This is a genomic window from Paenibacillus physcomitrellae, assembly GCF_002240225.1.
Taxonomy (GTDB): Bacteria; Bacillota; Bacilli; order Paenibacillales; family Paenibacillaceae; genus Fontibacillus; species Fontibacillus physcomitrellae.
Genome location: NZ_CP022584.1, coordinates 3,872,094 through 3,895,217 on the forward strand (window position 1 = coordinate 3,872,094; position 23,124 = coordinate 3,895,217).

The 23,124-nt window shown below is 53.3% G+C and carries 19 protein-coding genes, 2 rRNA genes and 1 riboswitch (1 of these 22 cut by a window edge); of the genes, 20 read left to right on the plus strand and 1 reads right to left on the minus strand.

Features of this window, described 5'->3' with window-relative positions; all coding sequences use genetic code 11:
• The 4 genes from CBE73_RS17380 to CBE73_RS17395 all read left to right on the plus strand — a co-directional run.
• A 23S ribosomal RNA gene (locus CBE73_RS17380) occupies nt 1-529 on the plus strand (it extends 2,415 nt beyond the left edge of the window).
• Between the two features lie 206 nt (nt 530-735).
• A 5S ribosomal RNA gene (gene rrf / locus CBE73_RS17385) occupies nt 736-852 on the plus strand.
• Nucleotides 853-1,183: 331 nt separating this feature from the next.
• On the plus strand, nt 1,184-1,951 hold the full coding sequence (locus CBE73_RS17390) for an acyl-[acyl-carrier-protein] thioesterase (RefSeq protein ID WP_094095301.1): 768 nt from the start codon (nt 1,184-1,186) through the stop codon (nt 1,949-1,951).
• A 398-nt stretch (nt 1,952-2,349) separates the two neighbouring features.
• The gene (locus tag CBE73_RS17395; RefSeq protein ID WP_094095302.1) at nt 2,350-3,258 is read left to right on the plus strand and encodes a CAP domain-containing protein; all 909 of its coding nucleotides are present in this window, start codon (nt 2,350-2,352) and stop codon (nt 3,256-3,258) included.
• A 153-nt stretch (nt 3,259-3,411) separates the two neighbouring features.
• Here CBE73_RS17395 and CBE73_RS17400 read toward each other — a convergent pair whose 3' ends face one another.
• Nucleotides 3,412-3,672 (minus strand): GlsB/YeaQ/YmgE family stress response membrane protein, encoded by a 261-nt coding sequence (locus CBE73_RS17400; RefSeq protein WP_094095303.1) that lies wholly within the window; start codon nt 3,670-3,672, stop codon nt 3,412-3,414.
• A gap of 130 nt (nt 3,673-3,802) precedes the next feature.
• On the opposite strand from CBE73_RS17400, the gene CBE73_RS17405 reads away from it, so the two are divergent.
• The 16 genes from CBE73_RS17405 (at nt 3,803) to purD (ending at nt 23,105) form a co-directional block, all read left to right on the plus strand.
• Nucleotides 3,803-5,941: a DNA topoisomerase III gene (locus tag CBE73_RS17405; protein WP_094095304.1), complete on the plus strand. Its 2,139-nt coding sequence runs from the start codon at nt 3,803-3,805 to the stop codon at nt 5,939-5,941.
• Nucleotides 5,942-6,119: 178 nt separating this feature from the next.
• Nucleotides 6,120-6,251: a hypothetical protein gene (locus tag CBE73_RS22590; protein WP_268237199.1), complete on the plus strand. Its 132-nt coding sequence runs from the start codon at nt 6,120-6,122 to the stop codon at nt 6,249-6,251.
• A gap of 205 nt (nt 6,252-6,456) precedes the next feature.
• Nucleotides 6,457-6,720, plus strand: coding sequence for a DUF1294 domain-containing protein (locus CBE73_RS17410; protein WP_094095305.1), 264 nt, complete (start codon nt 6,457-6,459; stop codon nt 6,718-6,720).
• An 87-nt stretch (nt 6,721-6,807) separates the two neighbouring features.
• Nucleotides 6,808-7,239 (plus strand): universal stress protein, encoded by a 432-nt coding sequence (locus tag CBE73_RS17415; RefSeq protein ID WP_094095306.1) that lies wholly within the window; start codon nt 6,808-6,810, stop codon nt 7,237-7,239.
• A gap of 193 nt (nt 7,240-7,432) precedes the next feature.
• A riboswitch (purine riboswitch) is annotated at nt 7,433-7,534 on the plus strand.
• Nucleotides 7,535-7,670: 136 nt separating this feature from the next.
• Entirely contained in the window at nt 7,671-8,171 is a 501-nt protein-coding gene (gene purE / locus CBE73_RS17420) for a 5-(carboxyamino)imidazole ribonucleotide mutase (protein WP_094096385.1), read from the plus strand.
• Nucleotides 8,168-9,721 (plus strand): 5-(carboxyamino)imidazole ribonucleotide synthase, encoded by a 1,554-nt coding sequence (gene purK / locus CBE73_RS17425; protein WP_229752878.1) that lies wholly within the window; start codon nt 8,168-8,170, stop codon nt 9,719-9,721. Before purE ends, purK begins: the two co-directional genes overlap by 4 nt.
• A complete protein-coding gene (purB, locus tag CBE73_RS17430; RefSeq protein WP_094095307.1) occupies nt 9,718-11,016 on the plus strand; it encodes an adenylosuccinate lyase in 1,299 nt (432 codons plus the stop codon). The genes purK and purB overlap by 4 nt, the downstream gene beginning before the upstream one ends.
• 60 nt (nt 11,017-11,076) lie before the next feature.
• Nucleotides 11,077-11,970, plus strand: coding sequence for a phosphoribosylaminoimidazolesuccinocarboxamide synthase (locus tag CBE73_RS17435; protein WP_094095308.1), 894 nt, complete (start codon nt 11,077-11,079; stop codon nt 11,968-11,970).
• 528 nt (nt 11,971-12,498) lie between these two features.
• Nucleotides 12,499-12,744: a phosphoribosylformylglycinamidine synthase subunit PurS gene (gene purS, locus CBE73_RS17440; RefSeq protein ID WP_094095309.1), complete on the plus strand. Its 246-nt coding sequence runs from the start codon at nt 12,499-12,501 to the stop codon at nt 12,742-12,744.
• A 5-nt stretch (nt 12,745-12,749) separates the two neighbouring features.
• The gene (gene purQ, locus CBE73_RS17445) at nt 12,750-13,439 is read left to right on the plus strand and encodes a phosphoribosylformylglycinamidine synthase subunit PurQ (RefSeq protein ID WP_094095310.1); all 690 of its coding nucleotides are present in this window, start codon (nt 12,750-12,752) and stop codon (nt 13,437-13,439) included.
• A complete protein-coding gene (gene purL / locus CBE73_RS17450; protein ID WP_094095311.1) occupies nt 13,417-15,663 on the plus strand; it encodes a phosphoribosylformylglycinamidine synthase subunit PurL in 2,247 nt (748 codons plus the stop codon). Before purQ ends, purL begins: the two co-directional genes overlap by 23 nt.
• Nucleotides 15,648-17,126: an amidophosphoribosyltransferase gene (purF, locus tag CBE73_RS17455; RefSeq protein ID WP_094095312.1), complete on the plus strand. Its 1,479-nt coding sequence runs from the start codon at nt 15,648-15,650 to the stop codon at nt 17,124-17,126. The genes purL and purF overlap by 16 nt, the downstream gene beginning before the upstream one ends.
• Nucleotides 17,127-17,953: 827 nt before the next feature.
• Nucleotides 17,954-18,997 carry a phosphoribosylformylglycinamidine cyclo-ligase gene (gene purM, locus CBE73_RS17465; RefSeq protein ID WP_094095314.1) on the plus strand — a complete coding sequence of 348 codons (1,044 nt, stop codon included), beginning with the start codon at nt 17,954-17,956 and terminating at the stop codon, nt 18,995-18,997.
• The gene (gene purN, locus CBE73_RS17470; RefSeq protein ID WP_094095315.1) at nt 18,997-19,608 is read left to right on the plus strand and encodes a phosphoribosylglycinamide formyltransferase; all 612 of its coding nucleotides are present in this window, start codon (nt 18,997-18,999) and stop codon (nt 19,606-19,608) included. The genes purM and purN overlap by 1 nt, the downstream gene beginning before the upstream one ends.
• A 405-nt stretch (nt 19,609-20,013) precedes the next feature.
• On the plus strand, nt 20,014-21,561 hold the full coding sequence (gene purH / locus CBE73_RS17480) for a bifunctional phosphoribosylaminoimidazolecarboxamide formyltransferase/IMP cyclohydrolase (RefSeq protein WP_094095317.1): 1,548 nt from the start codon (nt 20,014-20,016) through the stop codon (nt 21,559-21,561).
• 272 nt (nt 21,562-21,833) lie between these two features.
• Entirely contained in the window at nt 21,834-23,105 is a 1,272-nt protein-coding gene (gene purD / locus CBE73_RS17485; protein ID WP_094095318.1) for a phosphoribosylamine--glycine ligase, read from the plus strand.
• Nucleotides 23,106-23,124: the final 19 nt, after the last annotated feature.

The window sequence follows — 23,124 nt, forward strand, 5'->3', positions numbered from 1 at the left end:
TCGAGCAGGGACGAAAGTCGGGCTTAGTGATCCGGTGGTACCGCATGGAAGGGCCATCGCTCAACGGATAAAAGCTACCCTGGGGATAACAGGCTTATCTCCCCCAAGAGTCCACATCGACGGGGAGGTTTGGCACCTCGATGTCGGCTCATCGCATCCTGGGGCTGAAGTAGGTCCCAAGGGTTGGGCTGTTCGCCCATTAAAGCGGTACGCGAGCTGGGTTCAGAACGTCGTGAGACAGTTCGGTCCCTATCTGTCGTGGGCGTAGGAAATTTGAGAGGAGCTGTCCTTAGTACGAGAGGACCGGGATGGACGCACCGCTGGTGCACCAGTTGTTCCGCCAGGAGCACAGCTGGGTAGCTAAGTGCGGAAGGGATAAGCGCTGAAAGCATCTAAGCGTGAAGCCCCCCTCAAGATGAGATTTCCCAACTAGTAAGACCCCTTGAAGACGACGAGGTAGATAGGCTGGGGGTGGAAGTGCAGCAATGCATGGAGCTGACCAGTACTAATCGGTCGAGGGCTTATCCAAAATGGACCCCACAAAGTGAAGATTAGCTTCGCAGCTGATTCCGAATCCTTTGCGGGGGCCCCGAGAACAACTAATTCGCAATTTTGTTTCGTATCCAGTTTTCAGGTGATTAAACATCTGAACCGATTTTAAGCTGCAAGTCCTTTCTAAGGTCTGATATTTTGCTAAAGCGAAAGACGCGGAAGTAAAGCAGCGCAAAAATCATGTTTGGTGGCGATGGCGGAGGGGTTCCACACGTACCCATCCCGAACACGACCGTTAAGCCCTCCAGCGCCGATGGTACTTGGACCGCAGGGTCCTGGGAGAGTAGGACGCCGCCAAGCAAACTGAAGACCACTGTTGATAACATCGACGGTGGTCTTATTTTGTCCACAAGTGAATAGTTGGTCCCTCTTTACATATTCATCCACAGTTTGCTGCAAATTGCGGCATTTTTTTCGTTTATTCACAGCTTTTTCAGAGTTTTTCTTGAAAAGAGCAAATATTTTTAAAAAACTCTCCACAAATTCACAATTTAATCCCCAATACTCACAAATTACTCCCTATAACTTCTACAAGTTGATCAGCTGAAAGAGCATTCGATTTTTAGATTTGTGTATAATGTTGTGTTAGAGTGTTAAACAGGTGTTGCTAAGAGCCGAGGAGGAATAAAATGTGGATAAATCATTTTTAGTCTGGACGGAAGAGCGAACCATTCACACCAGCGAGGCTGATTTCCGTTCAAACTGCCGTTTGTCGGTGCTGCTTGATTATTTGCAGCAGGCGGCGGATTCGGCCGTAAATGCCTTAGGGATCAGCTGGCGTGAAATGCTGGATTCCGGCATGGGCTGGATGCTTATGACACTGGATCTGGATATTTACCATCTTCCGAAGTTTGGAGATACGGTCAAGATCAGTACCTGGAGCAAAGGAACCAAGGGTCCTATTTGGCAGCGGGATTATCGGGTAGCAGGGCATGACGGTAATGAGGCCGTAGAGGCTGCCGCAGCCCGTTCGACTTGGAGTCTGGTGGACATCCATAAACGTAAAATACTCCGTCCAACAGCGCTGCCGGTGGAGGTCCCTCCTTATACGGAGGATTCGGTTGGGGATCTGCCTGACAAAGTGAATATACCGGGTGACGTCCAACTAGAAGAAACGACCATGCTGGATATTCAATACAGCAGTGTTGATATTAATGGTCATGTCAACAACGCCCGTTATGCTGATTTTTGTTACGATACCCTCACGAGCGAGGAACTGGCGAACCTGGATTTACGTCGTTTTCACATTACATATATTAAGGAAAGAAAATTAGGAGACAAGCTGCGGATTTTACGTTCTCCCCTTACCGATGGGCGTATCTACATTCGTGGACAAGCTGTGGATGAAGAAAGTGGAGACGAGACGGTTGGATTTGAAGCGTGTTTGTATTTTTCGTAAAAAGAGGAGAAGCGCGGCGCTTAATAGGCCCTGCATACAGCCGGATTATGGGGTATTGATTACCCTTTAATTTGGTGTTTCTTTTTTTAATTTGATTGAATTTTTAGTTGATTTTTTTTTCATTAATGTTGAATATTACTATAAATTAAAAGAGCTTTTTCTATTTGAACTAAAAGTGAAAAGGAGTCTGTCTATTGGGCTACATCATGGAGCTAAGAAAATTAGTTGGTTTAAGACCGATTATTATGACCGGAGCTCTTTCACCCAAAAGCTCTCCCGAGCAATTGGCAATATCTGAGGGTTAGTTTCAACCGGTCTTCATGTTATGATAGTAAAGGTTACAGCGTTGTTACTTTTTTGTAACTACTAATCTTTACACCTAACAAGGAGATGACAGGATGAACAAGAAAATAACGAAACGTATCGCAGCCGGAGGATTTGCAGTATTAATGTCCATGGGCTTGGTCCTGCCAACCTATGCGGCGTCTTCAAACGGTGACACAACAGCTAACCATCAAACGACAACAGCCATTTATAAAGTGACTTCCTTAAAAACAACTACAATTAACTTCTCAAACTTGTCCGGTTATTTGTATAACTTTGATTGGAACGAGCTGCTCAGCGAGCTGCAAGGCGCAGGCGGACAAGCACAGCAGGAGCAGCCAACTCAACCGGTGAAGCCGGCTCAGCCAGCTAAGCCAAGTCAACCTGCGCCATCGAAACCTGACACGGCGCAGCAGCCTGCAAAGCAGCCAACAACTGAGCAGCCGGCCGCACCTAAACCTAAACCGGTCACTCCACCGGCGTCTACAACGCCAAGCAAACCGGCACAGCAGCCAGCCCAGTCCGGCTCTGGCCAGACTCAAACGCCTACACCAGCTCCGAGCAATAGCGGAAGCAATGTGAATGCTGGACAGCAGCAAGGTACGGATAACAAGTCTGATTTTGTGAAACAGGTTATTTCGCTGGTTAACCAGGAACGGGCGAAAGAGAACCTCAAACCGCTGACAGAAGACAGCGCTCTGTCCAACATGGCTTTGGTGAAGGCAAAAGATATGAGCCAGAACAATTATTTTGACCATAACTCGCCAACCTACGGTTCTCCGTTCGACATGATGAAGCAGTTCAATATCAGCTTCAGCTATGCCGGCGAGAACATTGCCAAAGGCCAGCAGACTCCACAGGAAGTCATGACGGCCTGGATGAACAGTGCAGGACACCGCGCGAACATCATGAACGCTAACTATACCGTAATCGGTGTAGGTTACTACAACGGCTGCTGGGTACAGGAATTCGTAGGCCGTTAAGTTAAGTTAAGTTTAAGGATCAGCAGATCTGAATAGGAAAAAGAACAAAACCGGCAGAGCCAAGGCTCCGCCGGTTTTTGTTATGATGATTTTTTTCAATTAGAAATTCTCAACAATCAATCATCAATCCTTAATTCATTAACGAACCTATTCTTACGGATTGCTTCGTCTTCTCACAGCACCCATAATCAGGCTGACGATCAGAATCAGCACAATAGCGCCAATCAGAGCCGGGATGAAGTAGAAATCGCCTGTTTCCGGACCCCAGTTGCCAAGCAGGAAGCTGCCCAGCCATGCTCCGATAAAACCTGCAATGATATTACCGATAATACCTCCCGGCACATCTCTGCCCACAATCAAGCCTGCCAGCCAACCGATAATACCGCCGATAATCAACGACCATAGAAATGCCATTTTCAATCACCTCTTTGAATATTTGGTTAATGTAACAGCTGCTGATGTCTACTTATTAACCTTTAGGATTTGAACGAAACAGGATAGGGATGGAAATGTTATAATACAAAGAGAGCAAAGGGGGAACATAATGAAGACATTAGTACTTGCGGAGAAACCATCCGTGGCAAAGGAAATTGCACGAGTAATGGGAAGCCGCGATAAACATAAAAGTTATTTTGAAGGACCGAAGTATGTCGTAACCTGGGCATTGGGACACTTGGTGGGACTGGCCGAACCGGAGGATTACGATCATAAATATGCTACCTGGAACCTTGAGGACCTGCCTATCCTGCCTGGAAAAATGAAGCTGAAGGTGCTCCGCGAAACCAACCATCAGTATAAAGCGGTTCAGCAGCTGATGCGCCGCAGCGACATCGGCGAATTGATCGTAGCGACCGACGCTGCCCGGGAAGGCGAGCTGCTGGCGCGCTGGATCATCGACATGGCGAAATGGAACAAGCCGTTCAAACGGCTGTGGATTTCCTCGCAGACGGACAAGGCAATTAAGGACGGTTTTGCCCAGCTGAAACCTGGCAGTCAGTTTGACCGTTTGTACCAGTCGGCCAGATGCCGGGCGGAAGCAGACTGGATGATTGGCCTGAACGTTACGCGGGCGCTCACTACGAAATTTAGCGCTCCGCTGTCGGCCGGCCGGGTTCAGACGCCTACGCTGGGCATGATCATGGCCCGGGAACAGGAAATCACCTCTTTCCGTTCGGAAGAGTATGCCCGGATCAAAGCCGAGCTTGGCGGATTTGAAGCGCTTTGGCAGGGCCGGGGCGGGGACAGCCGGATTTTTGATCAGGTTAAGGCGAAGGAGCTGCAATCGAAGCTGGAAGGCGGAAGCGGCACAATCGTTAAGGTGAAGAAAAGCGAAAAAACGGTTCCGCATCCTCAGGCCTACGACTTGACGGAGCTTCAGCGGGATGCAAACCGCCGATATGGATTCTCGGCCAAGCAGACCTCCAATGTGCTCCAGAAGCTGTACGAGCAGCACAAATTGGTCACTTACCCCCGTACGGATTCCCGTTACCTGACGTCTGATATGGTTGGGACTTTGAAGGAACGGCTGAGCAGCGTGGCCATAGGCCCGTATGCATCCATGGCGCGCCCTCTGCTGAGAGGCAACCTGACTTTGGGAAAAAGGGTGGTCGATGACAGCAAGGTAACCGATCACCATGCCATCATCCCGACGGAGCAAACGGTGCTGCTGAATACGCTCACCAGCGACGAGCGCAAGCTGTATGATCTGATTGTAAGACGGTTTATCAGCTTGTTTTATGGTCCGGCCCGTTTTGACCAGGTAGCCGTGACGGTTGACATTCAGGGAGAAACGCTGACAGCCAAAGGCATTACGATGAAAGATCAGGGCTGGAGAGCCGTCTACGAAAGTGCCGATTATGAAGAGACAGGGGAAAATGAAGACGAAAGTCCGGACGCTGAAGCCTCCTCTGATGCAGCTCTGCCGGAGCTGCACGAAGGCATGAAGGTTAAGGTAAACCGCTGCCGGCTTGAGACTGGAAGAACCCAGCCGCCCAAACGTTACACGGAAGCGGCGCTGCTGTCTCAGATGGAGAAGCATGGACTGGGAACACCGGCTACCCGCGCCGACATCATCGAGAAGCTGGTCAGCTCAGATACCATCGAGCGTAAAGGGAACGCCCTGCATCCGACCGGCAAAGGCAAACAGCTGATTGACCTGGCGCCGACAGAGCTTCGGGCCCCTGAGCTGACCGCCAAATGGGAAGCAGAGCTCGAACGGATTGCGCGGGGAAGCGGCAAGCCGGAGCCTTTTTTACAGGATATTCGTCATATGGCAGAGGAACTGGTCGGCAAGGTCAAGGGCAGCGATGCGGTATACAAACCACATAATGTCTCCAATAGCCATTGTCCGAACTGCGGTACAAGACTGTTGGAGAAGAAAACGAAACGCGGCCTGCTGCTGATCTGCCCGGCCGATGACTGCGGGTATACCCGTTCGGGTGAGAAACGGCTGTCCAATCGCCGTTGTCCTCAGTGCCATAAGAAAATGGAGCTGAAAGAAGGCAAAGCCGGCCTTTACGTTCAATGTCTGCCATGCGGAATTACCGAAACGCTCAATAAAGATACGAACCATGTCAGCAAACGTGACCAGCAGAAGCTGGTGAAGCAGTATGCCAAACAGGAGTCGATCGGCTCCAACCTCGGCGAGCTGCTGAAAGCCGCTATGGAGCAGAAGAACAAATAAGGGAAGTTGAGCGGCTGGAAGGATGCGTGAAATGAATCCTCCTGAATAATTCACCTGGAGTAACTCATCGGGACATCTCGCCGGAATAACTCGCCCTGGGATAAATCATCCCGGAATAACTCTCCCCGGAATAAATCATTATGGGAAGTGGGATGTTAACCTCAGGAGGTGAGATTCCGTGCCGCATCATAAACCGAAGAAGCTGAACAACCAGCAGAACAAATCAAGCATTACTGAAGAAGCAAGGGAGACGAAAACCAAAAAGCAGGCCGATTATCCGGCGAGTCTGAATGGGGTTCCCAAATTATAAAAGGAATCGAAGCCGCTGATCGATCGGGACAGCTTGGATACGGATTTCTTTCTGAACACGGTGCTGTCTTGGAGGCGGCGCCGTGTTTGTGTTTAATCGAGCTTTAGCGGGGGAAACCGGCCGAAGGGATTTGTTTTTAAAAATAGACGGATTTATAATAGAGGTGCAAAGGTGGATCCAAGGTCCGGTAAGGAGGCATGATTCCATGAGGGAAGCCTTGCTCGTTTGGTTTGTGTTCATTAATTTCATTGCTTATCTGGTCATGTCGGATGATAAACGAAGAGCCAGAGAGAGAAAAGAACGCATACCGGAGCGGACTCTGTTCCTGTTGGCGGTTATGGGAGGGGCGCTAGGCGTGCTCATCGCCATGTATACCAAACGCCATAAAACCCGCCATGGCAGCTTTGTGGTCGGAATTCCGCTGCTGCTGTTTCTTAATGCGGCTCTTTATACTTATTTTCTGAGATAGACAGCTTTCCAGCGGAATGCATGGCCGTTTCAAGGATGGGAAGAGTGGTTTACAGAATGTTCAAGTACATAGGAAGAGGTGGAGCGCATGTTATTCAATAAAATTTTGGTGGCTTATGACGGTTCTAAAGCTTCGAACAAGGCGCTCGATAAAGCGATTGAACTCGCGAAATTGAGCCAAACGGAATTGACGGTTATTCATGTTTATGATTTTCCACGTTTTTATGTAGCGGAAGGTTTTGCTCCGGTTCCTGCCAGTGTCAATGAAGATTTCTATGAGCTGGCGACCAGAACTTCTGATGAAGCGGAGAGACGCCTCAAGGAAGCTGGAGTATCTGGCAAAGTTGAGATGCTTCAGGGACCGGCGGCAGAAGGCATTCTGGAATACGCGAAAGACAACGACCATGACGTGATCATCCTTGGCAGCCGCGGGCTTGGCAGCATCCGGGAATTTGTGCTCGGCAGTGTCAGCCATAACGTTGTGCAGCATGCCCAAATCCCAGTGCTGGTAGTGAAATAAGAGAATAGATGAAAAGGAATGTCCGCTGGGACATTCCTTTTTTGTTTGTTCGGAGGCAGAAAAGCAAAGCTTTCTTTTAGATAACAAGCAAAATACGAACATTTAAATAAGTGTAAAAAGGAACGTTCGGGTTTAAGTTGACATGGCATGATCGGTATTGATAAACTAGAGGTAGAAGAGCACGAACGAGATTCGTGTTTATATAGCCAATAATCGTATAACGCCGGGGATAAGGCCCGGCAGTTTCTACCTGAAAACCGTAAATTTTCGGACTACGAGGGCTGATCATGGATGCAAAGACGCTTTCGTCCTGCTGGACGTCAGAGCTGTTTTTGCTTGTGCTTGCCCGCGTAGTCCGATATCGCGAAAATGTTGTATTTTCTGAGATATCGGATTTTTTTGTTGAAATAACAAGGAAAGTAGGTCGGAATATGTCAGCGCAGGTAGCTGTAATCATGGGCAGTAAGTCGGATTGGGAAACGATGAGCCATGCATGTGTGGTGCTGGAGGAACTGCGAATTCCTTACGAGAAAAAGGTCGTCTCCGCTCACCGCACGCCGGATTTGATGTTCGAGTTTGCGGAAGGCGCAGCGGAACGCGGAATTAAAGTCATTATTGCCGGAGCCGGGGGTGCGGCGCATCTGCCGGGCATGGTCGCGTCCAAGACGGTACTGCCGGTCATTGGCGTTCCGGTCAAATCAGCGGCTTTAAACGGTCTGGATTCGCTGCTGTCCATCGTTCAGATGCCTGGCGGCATTCCTGTGGCGACCGTAGCGATCGGCAAAGCCGGCGCTACCAACGCCGGTCTGCTGGCAGCTCAAATCCTCGGCGCTTTTGATCCGGCACTGAGCGAGAAGGTTCAGGCCCGGCGCGACCGGATCAAGGCGGAAGTACTCGAAAGCGGCGAAGAGCTGGAGCAGGTGAAGCTGTGAGCGGCGGACAAGGAAGCGGAGCGGACATGATGTATGGCGGACAAGCCGGTGCTCAGAAAGCGAAGGCCGGAGAAGTCGGCGCTCAGGAAGCGGTGAAGGGCGGACAAGCGGGGACGCAAGGATCCGGCTTGAATGGGCAAGGCGGCCGGGAGCCGCAGGTAGTGAAGCCCGGATCTACGGTCGGGCTTCTCGGAGGCGGACAGCTGGGCCGCATGATGGCTTTGGCGGGCACGAACCTGGGTTACCGGTTCGTGACGCTGGATCCGACGCCGGACAGCCCATGCGGACAGGTGGCGGACCAGATTGTCGCGGCCTACAGCGACAAGGAAGCGGCCCGCGAGCTGGCGCAGCGGGCGGACGTGATCACGTACGAGTTCGAGAATGTTGATTCCGAAGTCGCGGCGTTATTGGAGGAGCTGTCCTCGGTACCGCAGGGCAGCGGGCTGCTCTACACCACGCAGCACCGCCTGCGGGAGAAGCGGGCCATTGAAGCGGCAGGCGTGCAGGTGGCGCCGTACGCGGAAATCCGCAGCGAAGACGAGCTGCGGGAAGCGGTGGGCAGGCTCGGACTTCCGAGCGTGCTGAAGACGGCCACCGGAGGTTACGACGGGAAAGGGCAGTGGGTCATCCGCAGCGAAAGCGAAATCGCGGAGGCCTACGAGACGCTCAGCCGCAGCGGGGCGGAGCTGGTGCTCGAACAGTTCATCAGCTTCGAGAAAGAGCTATCGGTTATTGCGGCAAGAAGCTCGCGCGGCGAAATCAAGACTTTTCCGGCGGCGGAAAATATCCACGTCGACAATATCCTGCATATTTCCATAGTGCCGGCAAGAGTCTCGAAGGAGATTCAGGCGCAGGCGGAAGAGCTGGCCTCCAGGATCGCGGAATCGCTGGGAGCTGTCGGCCTGCTGGCTGTGGAAATGTTCCTGACGGGAGACGGCCGGCTGTACGTCAACGAGCTTGCGCCGCGTCCGCACAATTCGGGGCATTATACGATGGAAGCCTGCACGACCTCGCAGTTTGAGCAGCATGTCCGGGCGGTGTGCAATCTGCCGCTGGGCGAAGCAAACCTGCTGACGCCGGTAGTGATGGTGAACGTCCTCGGCGAACATCTGGAAGTGGTCATCGAACGGACAGCGGACGGGGCATGGCTGGAATCGGCAGCGGAAGCCGGGGAACGGGTGCATACAAACGCAGCGGACAGCAATTTTAAGGGGAAACGAACGGAACATACAGATAAAGATAAAAATACAAATACAAATACAAATACAAATACAAATACAAATACAAATATAGCTGCTGCAGATATAGTTACTACAGATATAGCTAATACAGATATAGAGACAGGGACAGACGCAGCGGATACAGAAGCAAGTACAGTGAAGCATACAATGGCAGGGGCACACGGCGTTGTGCCGAAAGTCCATTTGTACGGCAAAAGCGGTTCGGCCCCGAAACGGAAAATGGGCCACATCAACCTGTTATGCCAAGACGTCCAGCAAGGGCTGGACTGGATACAGCAAACCAAGATTTGGAGGAATCAACAACCATGATCGAACGTTACAGCAGACCCGAAATGAGAGCCGTCTGGACGGAGCAGAACAAGTTCCAGGCCTGGCTGGAAGTGGAGCTTTGCGCCTGCGAAGCTTGGGCCGAACTCGGCGTTATTCCGAAGGAAGACACGGCAGCGCTGCGCGCCAATGCCAAATTCGATATTGACCGCATTTATGAAATCGAGCAGGAAACCCGCCATGACGTGATCGCGTTTACGCGTGCCGTATCCGAAAGCCTTGGCCAGGAGCGCAAATGGGTCCATTACGGCCTGACCTCCACGGACGTCGTGGATACGGCGCTGGGTTACATCCTGAAGCAGGCCAACGAAATCCTTGAGAAGGATATCCTTAACTTCATTGAAATTTTACGGGATAAAGCGATCGCTTATAAAAATACCCCGATGATGGGCCGCACGCACGGCGTTCACGCCGAACCGACCACCTTTGGTCTCAAAATGGCCCTGTGGCACGAAGAGATGAAACGGAACCTGGAACGTTTCCGCCATGCGGCAAACAATGTACAATTCGGTAAAATCTCCGGCGCCGTCGGCACTTACGCGAACATCGACCCGTTCGTCGAAGAATTCGTATGCCGCAAGCTCGGCACTTCGCCGGCTCCAATCTCGACGCAAACGCTGCAGCGTGACCGCCACGCCGAATACTTGGCGACGCTGGCGCTGATCGCCACGTCTCTGGACAAGTTCGCCACGGAAATCCGCGCTTTGCAGAAGAGTGAATTCCGCGAGGTGGAGGAAGCTTTTGCTAAAGGTCAAAAAGGCTCCTCGGCCATGCCGCACAAACGCAACCCGATCGGCTGCGAAAACATCTCCGGCTTGTCCCGCGTCATCCGCGGCCATATGCTGACGGCTTACGAAAACGTAACGCTCTGGCATGAGCGCGATATCTCGCACTCCTCCGCCGAACGCGTCATTCTGCCGGACGCTACGATGCTGCTCAACTACATGCTGAACCGCTTCGGCAACATCGTGAAAAACCTGACCGTGTTCCCGGAGAACATGAAACGCAACATGGAGCGCACTTACGGCGTGCCGTTCTCCGGCCGCGTTATGACCAAGCTGATCGACAAAGGCTTCAGCCGGGAGCAGGCTTACGACACCGTGCAGCCGCTGGCCATGCAGGCTTGGGAAACGCAGCGCCAGTTTCGCGATATTATCGCTGGAACCCCGGCGATTACGGAAGCGCTGAGCGCTGAGGAGATCGACGACGCTTTTAATCCGGCTTGGCATTTAAAGCATGTGGAGACGATTTTTACGAGATTGGGCCTGAAGGGTTGATCTTAACGGTCTGAATAGAAATATTCCGCTTGGAGCAGGCGGATAAAGGAGAGGGCTTACTTGGCAGCAACCGCGATTTCGACGGCCGTGGATCTGATTGATCTGCCGCTGATTTACAAGGGGAAAGTCAGAGAGCTTTATGATCTTGGCGAACATTATCTCATCGTTGTGACCGACCGCATTTCGGCGTTTGACTACATTTTGGATCCGGCGGTTCCGGACAAAGGCAATGTGCTTAACCGGCTCAGCGCTTTTTGGTTTGAACGCACGAAGGGCATCATGGACAACCATGTCGTTCACACCGACGTGGATTTGCTGGGCAACGTCATCAAGGACAAGGAGCTGCTTCGCAACCGGATCATGGTCACCCGTAAAGCCGAGCGTATCGACATTGAATGCGTGGTGCGCGGGTACGTGACCGGCGGGGGCTGGCGCCAATACGAGAAAACGGGCGAGGTCAACGGCATAAAGCTGCCGGAAGGCCTGCACAAGAACAGCAAGCTGGAAGCGCCGATTTTTACGCCTGCGGCTAAGAACGATGTCGGCCACGACGAGGACATTTCTTTTGAAAAAATGACCGAACTCGTCGGCCGCGAACTCGCCGAGCAGCTTCGCGACCGCACGCTTGAGCTTTACGCCTACGTCCGCGACTACTGCGAGGAACGCGACATCCTGCTCGCCGACTGCAAGCTGGAATTCGGCCTGCTGGACGGCAAGCTGATCGTCATCGACGAAATGTTTACGCCGGACGCTTCCCGCTTCTGGGCCAAAGAAAATTATGCCCTCGACATCGACATCGATAGCATGGACAAGGAGCCGGTCCGCACCTACCTGGCGAATTCCGACTGGGATATGAACAGCGCGCCCGACCCTCTGCCCCCTCTCGTCGTCCAGGAGACTACCAACCGCTACCGCGAAATCTACCGCCGTCTGACGGGGGAAGAGCTTAGCTAGGCTGAGGCTGGGCTCTGCAAGGCTAAACAAAAAGTAGGCTGGTCAGGGCAGAAGGGATTAAGTCGTTAGAAGTCGTCAGCAGCGTTGCAAGTGATTAGAAGCCGTCACCAAGAATAGCAAAAGTATAAAGAGCCACCAGCAGGCAGCATATGATAGAGTCAGAATTTAAAGGCAGATGCAAGCAGCAGGTGGTAGAGGCATCAATGAGGCACTAGAGGACAGCCGGAAGTGATCCAAAAGTTAGCTTCGCTAAACTTTTGCCTTCTGCTGCATCACCCCTTATTTGAAAAAGTTGCACCCGGCACGCCGTAACTGGCGGAGGGGCGAATGATTCAGAAAAAGCATAGCGTCCGCCTTTGTCCTCGGATTATAACCATAAAATTATATTCATTAAGAATCCGAGGACAACAGCGGTTGTAAGAACATTCGCCCCGCAGCCCACGCATAAACAGGTGCACACGGCATCGCAACGCATCACCCAGCAAGCTTTTTAAAATAAACCCCATTCTTAGGAGGAACACAAGGACCATGTTAAAAGCAAAGGTATACGTCACCATCAAGCAAAGCGTACTCGACCCGCAGGGGGTTGCCGTGCAAGGCGCGCTGCATTCTATGGGATTCGGCGAAGTTGAAAGTGCCCGCATCGGTAAATACATGGAACTGACGCTCGACACTACGGACCGCGCGGAAGCGGAAGCCCGCGTTAAAACGATGTGCGAAAAGCTGCTGGCCAACACAGTCGTGGAAGACTATCGCTTTGAATTGGAGGGCTAACCGCCATGAAATTTGCTGTACTTGTGTTTCCGGGTTCCAATTGTGATATTGACTGCTACAAAGCCGTAGAAGAGGTGCTGGGCGAGCCGGTGGATTATGTTTGGCATACGGCGACCGACCTGTCCGCTTATGACTGCATTTTGGTGCCGGGCGGTTTCTCTTACGGCGACTACCTGCGCTGCGGCGCGATTTCCCGTTTTGCTCCGGTTATGGCGGAAGTCGCTAAAGCGGCTGAGCAGGGAAAATACGTTCTGGGCATCTGCAACGGATTCCAGATTTTGACCGAAGCCGGCCTGCTGCCGGGCACGCTGCTCCGCAACACGTCCCTGAAATTCCTTTGCCACGACGTGGTGCTGCGTGTGGAGAACAACGACAATCCTTTTACAGTGGATTACGAGCAGGGTGAAGAAATTACGATCCCGATTGCCCATGGTGAAGGCAACTACTACTGCGATGAGGCTACGCTTGAGAGCCTGAAGGCGAACAACCAGATTATTTTCACTTATGCGAGCAATCCGAACGGCTCCTTGTCCAACATTGCCGGCATTTCGAACGAACGCGGCAACGTGGTCGGCATGATGCCCCATCCGGAGCGTGCGGTGAACACGCTGCTGGGCAGCGAAGACGGAAAACGGATGTTTACATCTATTTTGAAAGCATGGAGGGATCAACATGACGCAGCAACTATCCGCTAAGGAGCCGACGGCGGAGCAAATCGCCGAGCAGCAAATTTACAAGCAAATGGGCGTTTCTGACAGCGAATATGAGCTGATCTGCGGTTTCCTCGGCCGGAAACCTAACTATACGGAAATTGGCGTGTTCAGCGTGATGTGGTCCGAACACTGTGCTTACAAAAACTCGAAACCGCTGCTCAGACGTTTCCCGGTAGACGGACCCCGCGTCCTGATGGGACCGGGCGAAGGCGCGGGCATTGTAGACATCGGCGATAACCAGGCCGTTGTGTTCAAAATCGAAAGCCACAACCATCCTTCGGCCGTTGAGCCTTTCCAAGGCGCGGCGACAGGTGTGGGCGGCATTATCCGCGATATTTTTTCCATGGGCGCCAGACCGATCGCATCGTTGAACTCCCTGCGTTTCGGCAGACTGGAAAGCGACCGCGTGAAATACCTGTTCGAGCATGTCGTTTCCGGCATCGCCGGTTACGGCAACTGCATCGGCATTCCGACGGTGGGCGGGGAAGTTGTTTTTGATGAAAGCTACGAAGGCAATCCGCTTGTTAACGCGATGTGCGTAGGGCTGATTGATCACGATAAAATCCAGCGCGGCGTCGCCAAAGGCGTGGGCAACCCAGTGTTCTACGTGGGACCTCCAACCGGCCGCGACGGCATTCACGGCGCAACGTTTGCTTCAGAGGAACTGACGGAGGAGTCCGAAGCGAAACGGACAGCCGTGCAAGTGGGCGATCCGTTTATGGAGAAGCTCGTTATGGAAGCCTGCCTGGAGCTGATCGACACGGGTATCGTGCTCGGCATTCAGGATATGGGCGCTGCGGGCCTGACGTGCTCCAGTGCGGAAATGGCAAGTAAAGCGGGCAACGGCCTGGAGCTTTATCTGGACCAGGTGCCTCAGCGCGAAGAGGGCATGACGGCTTATGAAATGATGTTGTCCGAGTCCCAGGAGCGTATGCTGTTTGTCGTAGAGCCGAAGGACGAGGCGCAGGCGAGAGAAATTTTTGACCGCTGGGGCGTCATCTGCGCCAAAGTGGGTAAAGTGACCGATGACGGGCAGCTGAAGCTGTTCCATCACGGCGAATTGGTTGGCGACATGCCGGTAACGGCGCTCGTCGACGAATGTCCGATTTACAACAAGCCTTCTACAGTGCCGGCTTACTATACAGAGAACGAAAACGTAGACACCACCCGTTATGCAGAGGTAAAAGATTTGGGTGCAGCCCTCGAGCAGGTGCTCGGGTCCCCTTCCGTATCCAGCAAAGCTTGGGTCTACGAGCAATATGATTACATGGTGCGTACCAGCACAGCGGTTCGTCCGGGTTCGGACGCAGCGGTTGTAACCGTTGGCGGAACCCGCAAAGCTTTGGCGATGACGACGGACTGCAATGGACGTTTCGTTTATCTCGACCCTGAAGTGGGCGGACGCATCGCGGTGAGCGAAGCGGCACGCAACATTGTCTGCTCCGGCGCTGAGCCGCTGGCAATCACGGACAACTTGAACTTTGGCAGCCCGGAGAAACCGGATATTTTCTGGCAGATGGAAAAAGCGGTAGACGGCATGGCGGAAGCCTGCCGTGTGCTGGAGACACCAGTAATCGGCGGCAACGTCAGCCTATACAATGAAAATGCCAAAGGCGCGATTTACCCGACTCCAGTTGTCGGCATGGTGGGTCTGGTGCACGATGTGGACCACATTACGACGCAGGGCTTCAAACAGGAAGGCGACGTCATTTTCCTACTGGGCGAAACGAAAGCGGAGCTTGGCGGCAGCGAATTCCAGGCCGTTGTGCATGGCGTAACTGAAGGCCGTCCTCCGGTGTTGGATCTGGAAACGGAGAAAAAGCTGCTCGACACTGTGCTTGCTTCTATTCAAAAAGGTTTGGTCAACTCGGCGCACGACTTGTCCGAAGGCGGACTTGCCGTGGCTTTGGCCGAGTCCTGCATCAGCGGTTCCATCGGTGCCAACATCGCCTTGGAATCTGCCGGGCTTCGTCCGGACCACCTTCTGTTCAGCGAATCGCAATCCCGCATTCTGTTGACGGCATCTGCCGATAAAGCAGAGGAGCTTGAACAATATATCGCCGGCCAAGGCGTGCCGGTGGCTGTAATCGGACGCACCCAAGGCAACAGCTTGAGCATCGAAATCAACCGCGTTTCGGCCTTGAACAAACCAGTTGAAGGTTTGAAGCAGGTCTGGGAGGAAGCCATTCCATGTCGGATGAAATAAAACAGAACCAGCTTTGGACAGGCGACTATTACAATCAGGGCACAGGCCCAAATGATATTTTCGATACGCTAAAAGAGGAATGCGGCGTCTTCGGTGTCTTCGGACATCCGGAGGCCGCCTCCTTGTCTTATTACGGGCTTCACGCTTTGCAGCACCGCGGGGAAGAAAGTGCAGGGATGTGTGTTACCGACGGTAACGAATTTCACTACCATAGAGGCATGGGACTTGTGAAAGAGGTCTTCGACAAAGACCTTCTCGCATCGCTTACCGGCAGTCTCTCCATCGGTCATGTGCGTTACTCCACCAGCGGCGACAGCCGGCTGACGAATGCACAACCACTGGTATTCAAATACCGCGACGGCGACCTGGCAGTTGCCACAAACGGCAACATCGTCAACGCGCCGAAGATCCGGCGGGAGCTGGAGGAGGGCGGGTCAATTTTTCAGACGACCAGCGATACCGAGGTCGTGGCGCATCTGATCGCCAGATCCAAGAAACCGCTTGTCGAAGCGGCCAAAGACGCGTTCCGCCAAATCGTCGGCGGGTTTGCGTTCCTGCTGCTTACCAACGACAAGCTGATCGTCGCTTCCGACCCGAACGGGCTGCGCCCGCTGTCGATGGGCCGTCTGGGCGACGCTTATCTGTTTGCTTCGGAGACCTGCGCGTTTGAAACCGTAGGCGCCGAAATCATTCGCGACATTCAGCCCGGCGAGCTGCTGGTGCTGGACGCGGACGGTCTGCATGAAGACCGTTTTGCCGAGCCGCAGCGCAAGGCGTTATGCGCGATGGAGTATATTTATTTTGCCCGTCCAGACAGCGACATGAACGGCTCCAACCTGCATTCGGCCCGCAAACGCATGGGCCAGCGCATGGCTTTGGAATCCTTCATCGACGCGGACGTCGTCACCGGCGTGCCGGACTCCAGCATTTCCGCCGCGATCGGCTACGCCGAACAAACCGGCATTTCTTACGAGCTTGGACTCATCAAAAATAAATACACCGGCCGGACCTTCATCCAGCCGAGCCAGGAGCTGCGCGAGCAGGGCGTCAAAATGAAGCTCAGCGCCGTACGCCGCGTCGTCGAAGGCAAACGGGTCGTCATGATCGACGACTCTATCGTCCGCGGCACCACCTCGCGCCGCATCGTCAACCTGCTACGCGAGGCGGGCGCCACCGAAGTGCATGTGCGCATTACGTCTCCGCCATTCAAAAATCCTTGCTTCTACGGCATCGACACGCCTGACCGCAAGGAGCTGATCGCTTCGTCCAAAACGGTCGAAGAGATCTGCAAAGAGATCAACGCCGACTCCTTGTCCTTCCTCAGCCCGGAAGGTCTCGTCGAAGCCGTTGGCGGCGGCAATGTAGCCGACTATAAAGGCGGCCTTTGCATGGCCTGCTTTGACAATGATTATCCTACGCAGACTGATTTCGGGGGCGAGGAGCAGTTTGGGTGCGGTTGCTGAGTCGAGGGAGCAAACCATTAGGGCAGAAAAGCTTAAGGCGAATCACTGCGGTGTCGGAAACTTCTTCCGATCGCTGTTGTTTTCGGATTTCCTGATTTTATCAGGAAGGTAGAAATCCGAAAACAAAGGCGAACGCTATCGCTTCTCCAGAACCCTTCCGCCCCCTCGCTTTCGCCCTTCGCATCGCATCTATTGCTGCTTACCCCCTTATCCCAACTGATGGGGGGAGAACAGGGGCGCGGTTGGCGGTTATTTAGCCAACCGGCCCTTACGGTCTTAATCTTTAAGCCGGTTACTATTTCCCGGCGTGAAATAAATGAAGGCGAGCGGGGCGATAGCGGCGAGCCTCTCCCTGCTTTCCCCATGTTGAAACAAAATCGAGCCTTGGCGAGGATGGTGGAGCAGGGGGACAGGGGAACCAGTGAAGCAAGTCGCGTGGCTTTGCTGCAAGGCTGGCCAGGGCAGCGCAGCTGCAAGGAATAGCTTAGCGCCAGAGCGACAGCAGGCGGAATTGTGGTGGAGGAACGTTAGTGTTTGCCTAAAAGCTTTCCGCAGGAAAGCTACTTCGGAAGCATAGGCCTATTACTGGATTGCATCTGCAAGGGTACCATCAAGCAATCCAGTAATAACAGCGACCGGAACCACAATCCGAATGCCGAGCGGACCGGCGCAGCCGAAGAGGCTTCGAAGCTCAAGCCAGATGATAGCAGTTCCAGCCCCAGAGGCTCCGAAGCATCACCCTCATATCCCAGAGGGCTCAAGGCCGCATCTTAATCGCCCAGTCCCGTTATTTTTTTTCAAATATTATTCCTTAGGAGAGTGTCCCAGTGTCTGAAGCCTACAAAAGCGCCGGCGTCGATATCGCGGCGGGTAATGAAGCAGTCGAACGTATGAAGAAACATGTGAAGCGGACCTTCCGTCCGGAAGTCATGACCGATTTGGGCGGCTTCGGCGGATTGTTTGGCCTGAACAAAGACAAATACGAGGAGCCGGTTCTGGTCTCCGGTACGGATGGCGTCGGCACGAAGCTGAAGCTTGCTTTTGCGATGGATAAACATGATACGATCGGCATCGACGCGGTGGCGATGTGCGTGAACGACATCGTGGTGCAGGGCGCTGAGCCGCTCTTTTTCCTGGATTATTTGGCTTGCGACAAAGTCATTCCATCCAAAATTGAAGCCATTGTGGCGGGCATTGCCGAAGGCTGCTTCCAATCGGGCTGCGCGCTCATCGGCGGCGAAACGGCGGAAATGCCGGGCATGTATGCGGAAGGCGAATATGATATTGCGGGATTTACGGTTGGTGTCGTCGACAAAAAGAAAATCATCAACGGCAGCACGATCAAACCGGGCGATACGGTAATCGGGCTTCCGTCGAGCGGCGTGCACAGCAACGGGTTTTCGCTGGTCCGCAAGCTGCTGCTCGAAGATGCGGGTTATAGCCTGCAGGATACGCTGCCTGAGCTGGACGGCGCGAAACTCGGCGACGTGCTGCTGGAGCCTACGCGTCTTTACGTCAAACCGGTGCTTTCCCTTGTCGACAAAGTGCAGGTGAAAGGCATGGCGCATATTACGGGCGGCGGATTTATCGAAAATATCCCGCGCGTGCTGCCGGACGGCGTCAATGTCGAAATCGACTACGCTTCCTGGCCGATTCTGCCGGTGTTTAAACTTTTGCAAGAGAAAGGCCAAGTGTCGAACCGCGATATGTTTACGACGTTTAACATGGGCATCGGCATGGTGATCGTGGTAGCGGAGGAAGACGCGGAAGCGGCGAAAGCGGCCTTGGCCGCAGCTGGGGAAACGCCTTATGTGATCGGCCGAGTGACTGAGGGCAGCCAGATCGTGACTTTTACGGGAGCTGAGGTGTAATGTTTCGGGTTGCGGTTTTTGCGTCCGGCCAGGGCAGCAATTTTCAGGCTTTGGCTGATGCTGCTGCGGCGGGACGGCTTGGCGGAGCGACGGTAGATCTGCTGGTGTGCGACAAACCGGAAGCGCCCGTCGTCAAACGGGCCGAAGCCGCTGGCGTGGACACCTTTGTTTTTCGTCCGAAGGAATATGACAGCCGTGAAGCTTACGAAACGGAGATTAAAGCGGAGCTTGAGAGCCGCGGTATTGATCTGATCGTGCTCGCCGGTTACATGCGGTTGATCACCCCGGTCCTGGTGGAGTCCTATTCAGGCCGGATGGTGAATATCCATCCTTCGCTGCTGCCGGCTTTTGCCGGAAAGGACGCTATTGGTCAAGCCCTCGATTATGGGGTGAAGCTTACCGGCATTACAGTGCATTTGGTCGACGGAGGCATGGATACCGGAGCGGTAGTGGCCCAGCAGGCCGTTGAAATTACGGCTGAAGACAGCCGCGAATCGTTGGAAGCGAAGATCCATGCGGCAGAAACGAAGCTTTATCCGGAAGTGGTGGCCGCTTTTGCCGAAGGGCGCGTAACGGTAGAGGGACGAAAGGTGACCCTTGTCGGACGGTGATAAGGCAAATTGGTTATTGGTATTGTCCAAGAAAATGGGAAAAACGCCCACTTTGACGAATGGGGTTTCTTGAAAGGGACAATTCGATATTTCCCGAGAAATATTTGCTAATTTTCTGGAATAGAGCGCTTGCTGTCAGGCGGCTCCAGACGCCGTCGATTGCTGAAAACAAGCCAGATTATGCAAGGGCGGGAAGCCGGAGCCCTAGACTGGCGGAGTATAGGAAGTATAGGAAGTATAGGGAGTACAGGCTTTTACAAGGGTTTAATGGGTTCAGTGAGTTCAATGAGTTCAATGGGTACATCTGTGCATCTATGCATTTGATAAATCTTGCAAAATGGCGGGCGAAGCGAATCTGTTTGCAGTTTGGTTCCGTTCCCATTAAAACTAAGGAGGTTGTTTCTTTTGAGTATCAAACGTGCGCTGGTCAGCGTGTCTGATAAAGCGGGTATTGTGGAGTTTTGCCGCGAGTTGTCCAATCTGGGCGTGGAAATCATTTCGACAGGCGGTACAAAAAATCTGCTGGCCAAAGAAGGCGTTCCAGTCATCGGCATTTCCGAGGTGACCGGGTTCCCTGAAATTTTGGACGGTCGCGTCAAGACGCTTCACCCTGCCGTTCACAGCGGTTTGCTGGCTGTGCGCGACAGCGCGGAGCATCAGGCTCAAATGAAAGAACTTGGTCTCGATTACATCGATCTGGTTGTCGTGAACCTGTATCCGTTCCAGGAAACGATCGCCAAACCGAATGTCGAATATGAAGACGCCATTGAAAATATCGACATCGGCGGGCCAACCATGCTGCGTTCCGCCGCCAAAAACCACGCTTTCGTCAGCGTTGTCGTCGATTCCGCCGATTATCCGGCCGTCCTGAACGAAATCAAAATCAAAGGCGACACTTCTTTGGAAACGCGCAAACGCCTTGCAGCCAAAGTATTTCGTCATACCGCTTCTTACGATGCGCTGATCTCCGACTATTTGTCGAATGTAACCGGCGACCCGCTGCCTGAACGTTTTACGGTGACTTACGAGAAAATCCAGGACTTGCGCTATGGGGAGAACCCGCACCAGAAAGCCGCTTTTTACAAAAAACCTCTTGCTGCAGCCGACACGTTGACCACGGCGAAGCAGCTGCACGGCAAAGAGCTTTCTTATAACAACATCAATGACGCCAACGCGGCTCTGCAAATCGTCAAAGAGTTCGAAGAACCTGCCGTTGTGGCGGTCAAACATATGAACCCTTGCGGCGTCGGCATCGGCGGCAGCGTGCTGGAAGCTTACAAAAAAGCTTACGCGGCTGATCCGACTTCGATCTTTGGCGGCATTGTGGCGGCCAACCGGATCATTGACGGGGATACAGCTTTGCTGCTCAAGGAAATTTTCCTTGAAATCATTCTGGCGCCTGGATTTACGAAGGAAGCGCTGGAGATTTTGACCCAGAAGAAAAACATCCGCCTGCTTGAAGTAGGTTCGCTGAAATCCGGTGAAAACCGCGAAAAAAGCTTCACGATTACGACCATCGACGGCGGCATGATCGTTCAAGAGAGCGACGTCCATTCGATGAGCACAGACGACCTGCAGGTCGTTACCGACCGCAAACCTACCGAAGAAGAGCTGAAGCAGCTGCTGTTCGGCTGGAAAGTAGTCAAACACGTGAAATCCAACGCGATCGTACTGGCGAATGACAGCATGACCGTCGGCGTAGGCGCAGGACAGATGAACCGCGTAGGCGCAGCGAAAATTGCCATCGAGCAAGCTGGAGATAAGGCTAAAGGCAGCGTTCTTGCTTCCGACGCGTTTTTTCCAATGGGGGACACGCTGGAGCTCGCCGCTAAAGCGGGCATTACGGCTGTTATTCAGCCCGGCGGCTCCATCAAAGACGAAGAGTCCATCAAAGTGGCTAACGAATACGGTATCGCGATGGTCTTCACCGGCGTGCGTCATTTTAAACATTAAGATATCGCGGAGTGTGGAGCGCTAATTTTGCAACAGCAGCATCACTGATCTTTGCAACAGCTAACAGCAAGGCACAAGTCCCACTGCAGCTTTTCGAAAAAAATGACTAATAAGGCCCGCCCATGCGGGCCTTATTTAAAATCACGGAACGTATGGAAGCCGTTGAACGATCGAACTTTTGCGCAATCTATCGGTTTTAAAGAATCTAACTTTGAGCAATTGAGCTTTATACATTTTCTTGAACTTTAAAGGACCATAGGAGGTTTATGTCGATGGATATTTTGGTCGTTGGCGGCGGGGGCCGCGAACATGCGATTTGCTGGGCTTTGTCGAAAAGCCCGAAAGCGGACAAGATCTACTGCGCGCCGGGCAATGCAGGCATCGGGCAAATCGCGGAGCTGGCACCGATTCAGGTAAACGAGTTTGAGCGGCTGACGGCTTTTGCCGAGGAAAAAAGGGTCGGCTTGGTAGTGATCGGGCCGGATGATCCGCTGGCGGAAGGGATCGTGGACGTTTTTGAAGCCAAAAACATTCCGGTATACGGACCGCGCAAAAACGCCGCGCATATCGAAGGCAGCAAAACCTTCATGAAGGACCTGCTCAAGAAATATAACATTCCCACGGCGGCTTACGAAAAATTTGACAATTACGAGGCCGCTTTGGCTTACCTGCGTTCCCGGCCGGTGCCGATCGTCATCAAGGCGGATGGCCTTGCGGCGGGTAAAGGGGTTACGGTTGCTTTTACACGCGAGGAAGCGGAGCAGGCGCTTGCGGATATTATGGTGGACAAGGTGTTCGGCAGCTCCGGCAGCCAGGTGGTGATCGAGGAGTTTATGGAAGGCCAGGAAATGTCGATATTGGCCTTCGTGGACGGGGAAACCGTCCGGCCGATGGCAGCCGCCCAGGACCACAAGCAGGTCTTCGACGGCGACAAAGGGCCGAATACCGGGGGGATGGGGACTTACTCCCCGCTGCCGCATATCGACAACGCCATTATTGAAGAAGCGGTTGAGACGATCATCAAACCGACCGCCAAAGCGATGGTTTCGGAAGGCCGGTCTTTCCGCGGCGTTTTGTTCGCCGGTCTGATGATTACGCCGGGCGGCGAACCGAAGACGGTCGAGTTTAACGCCCGGTTCGGCGACCCGGAAACCCAGGTCGTGCTGCCACGCCTGAAAAGCGACCTGCTCGATATTTTCCTGGCTTCGCTGAACGGTACGCTTGACCAAGTCGAAATCGAGTGGAGCGAAGAGGCGGCGGTCTGCGTCGTGCAGGCTTCGCCGGGGTATCCGGCTTCTTATCCGAAAGGCCTGGTCATTTCGGGGCTGGATACGGTCTCCGAAGCCGAGGCTTTGGTGTTCCATGCGGGTACTTCGAGGAACGAATCCGGAGAATGGCTGACAAGCGGCGGCCGCGTGCTGGGCGTCGTAGGCCGCGGCCGCGACATTGCCGCCGCCAGGGAGCAGGCTTACAAAGCTGCGGAAAAGATCCAATTCGAAGGCAAACATCAACGTTCCGACATTGCGGCTAAAGCTTTGGTTTAAGCTGTTGAAATAAATACAG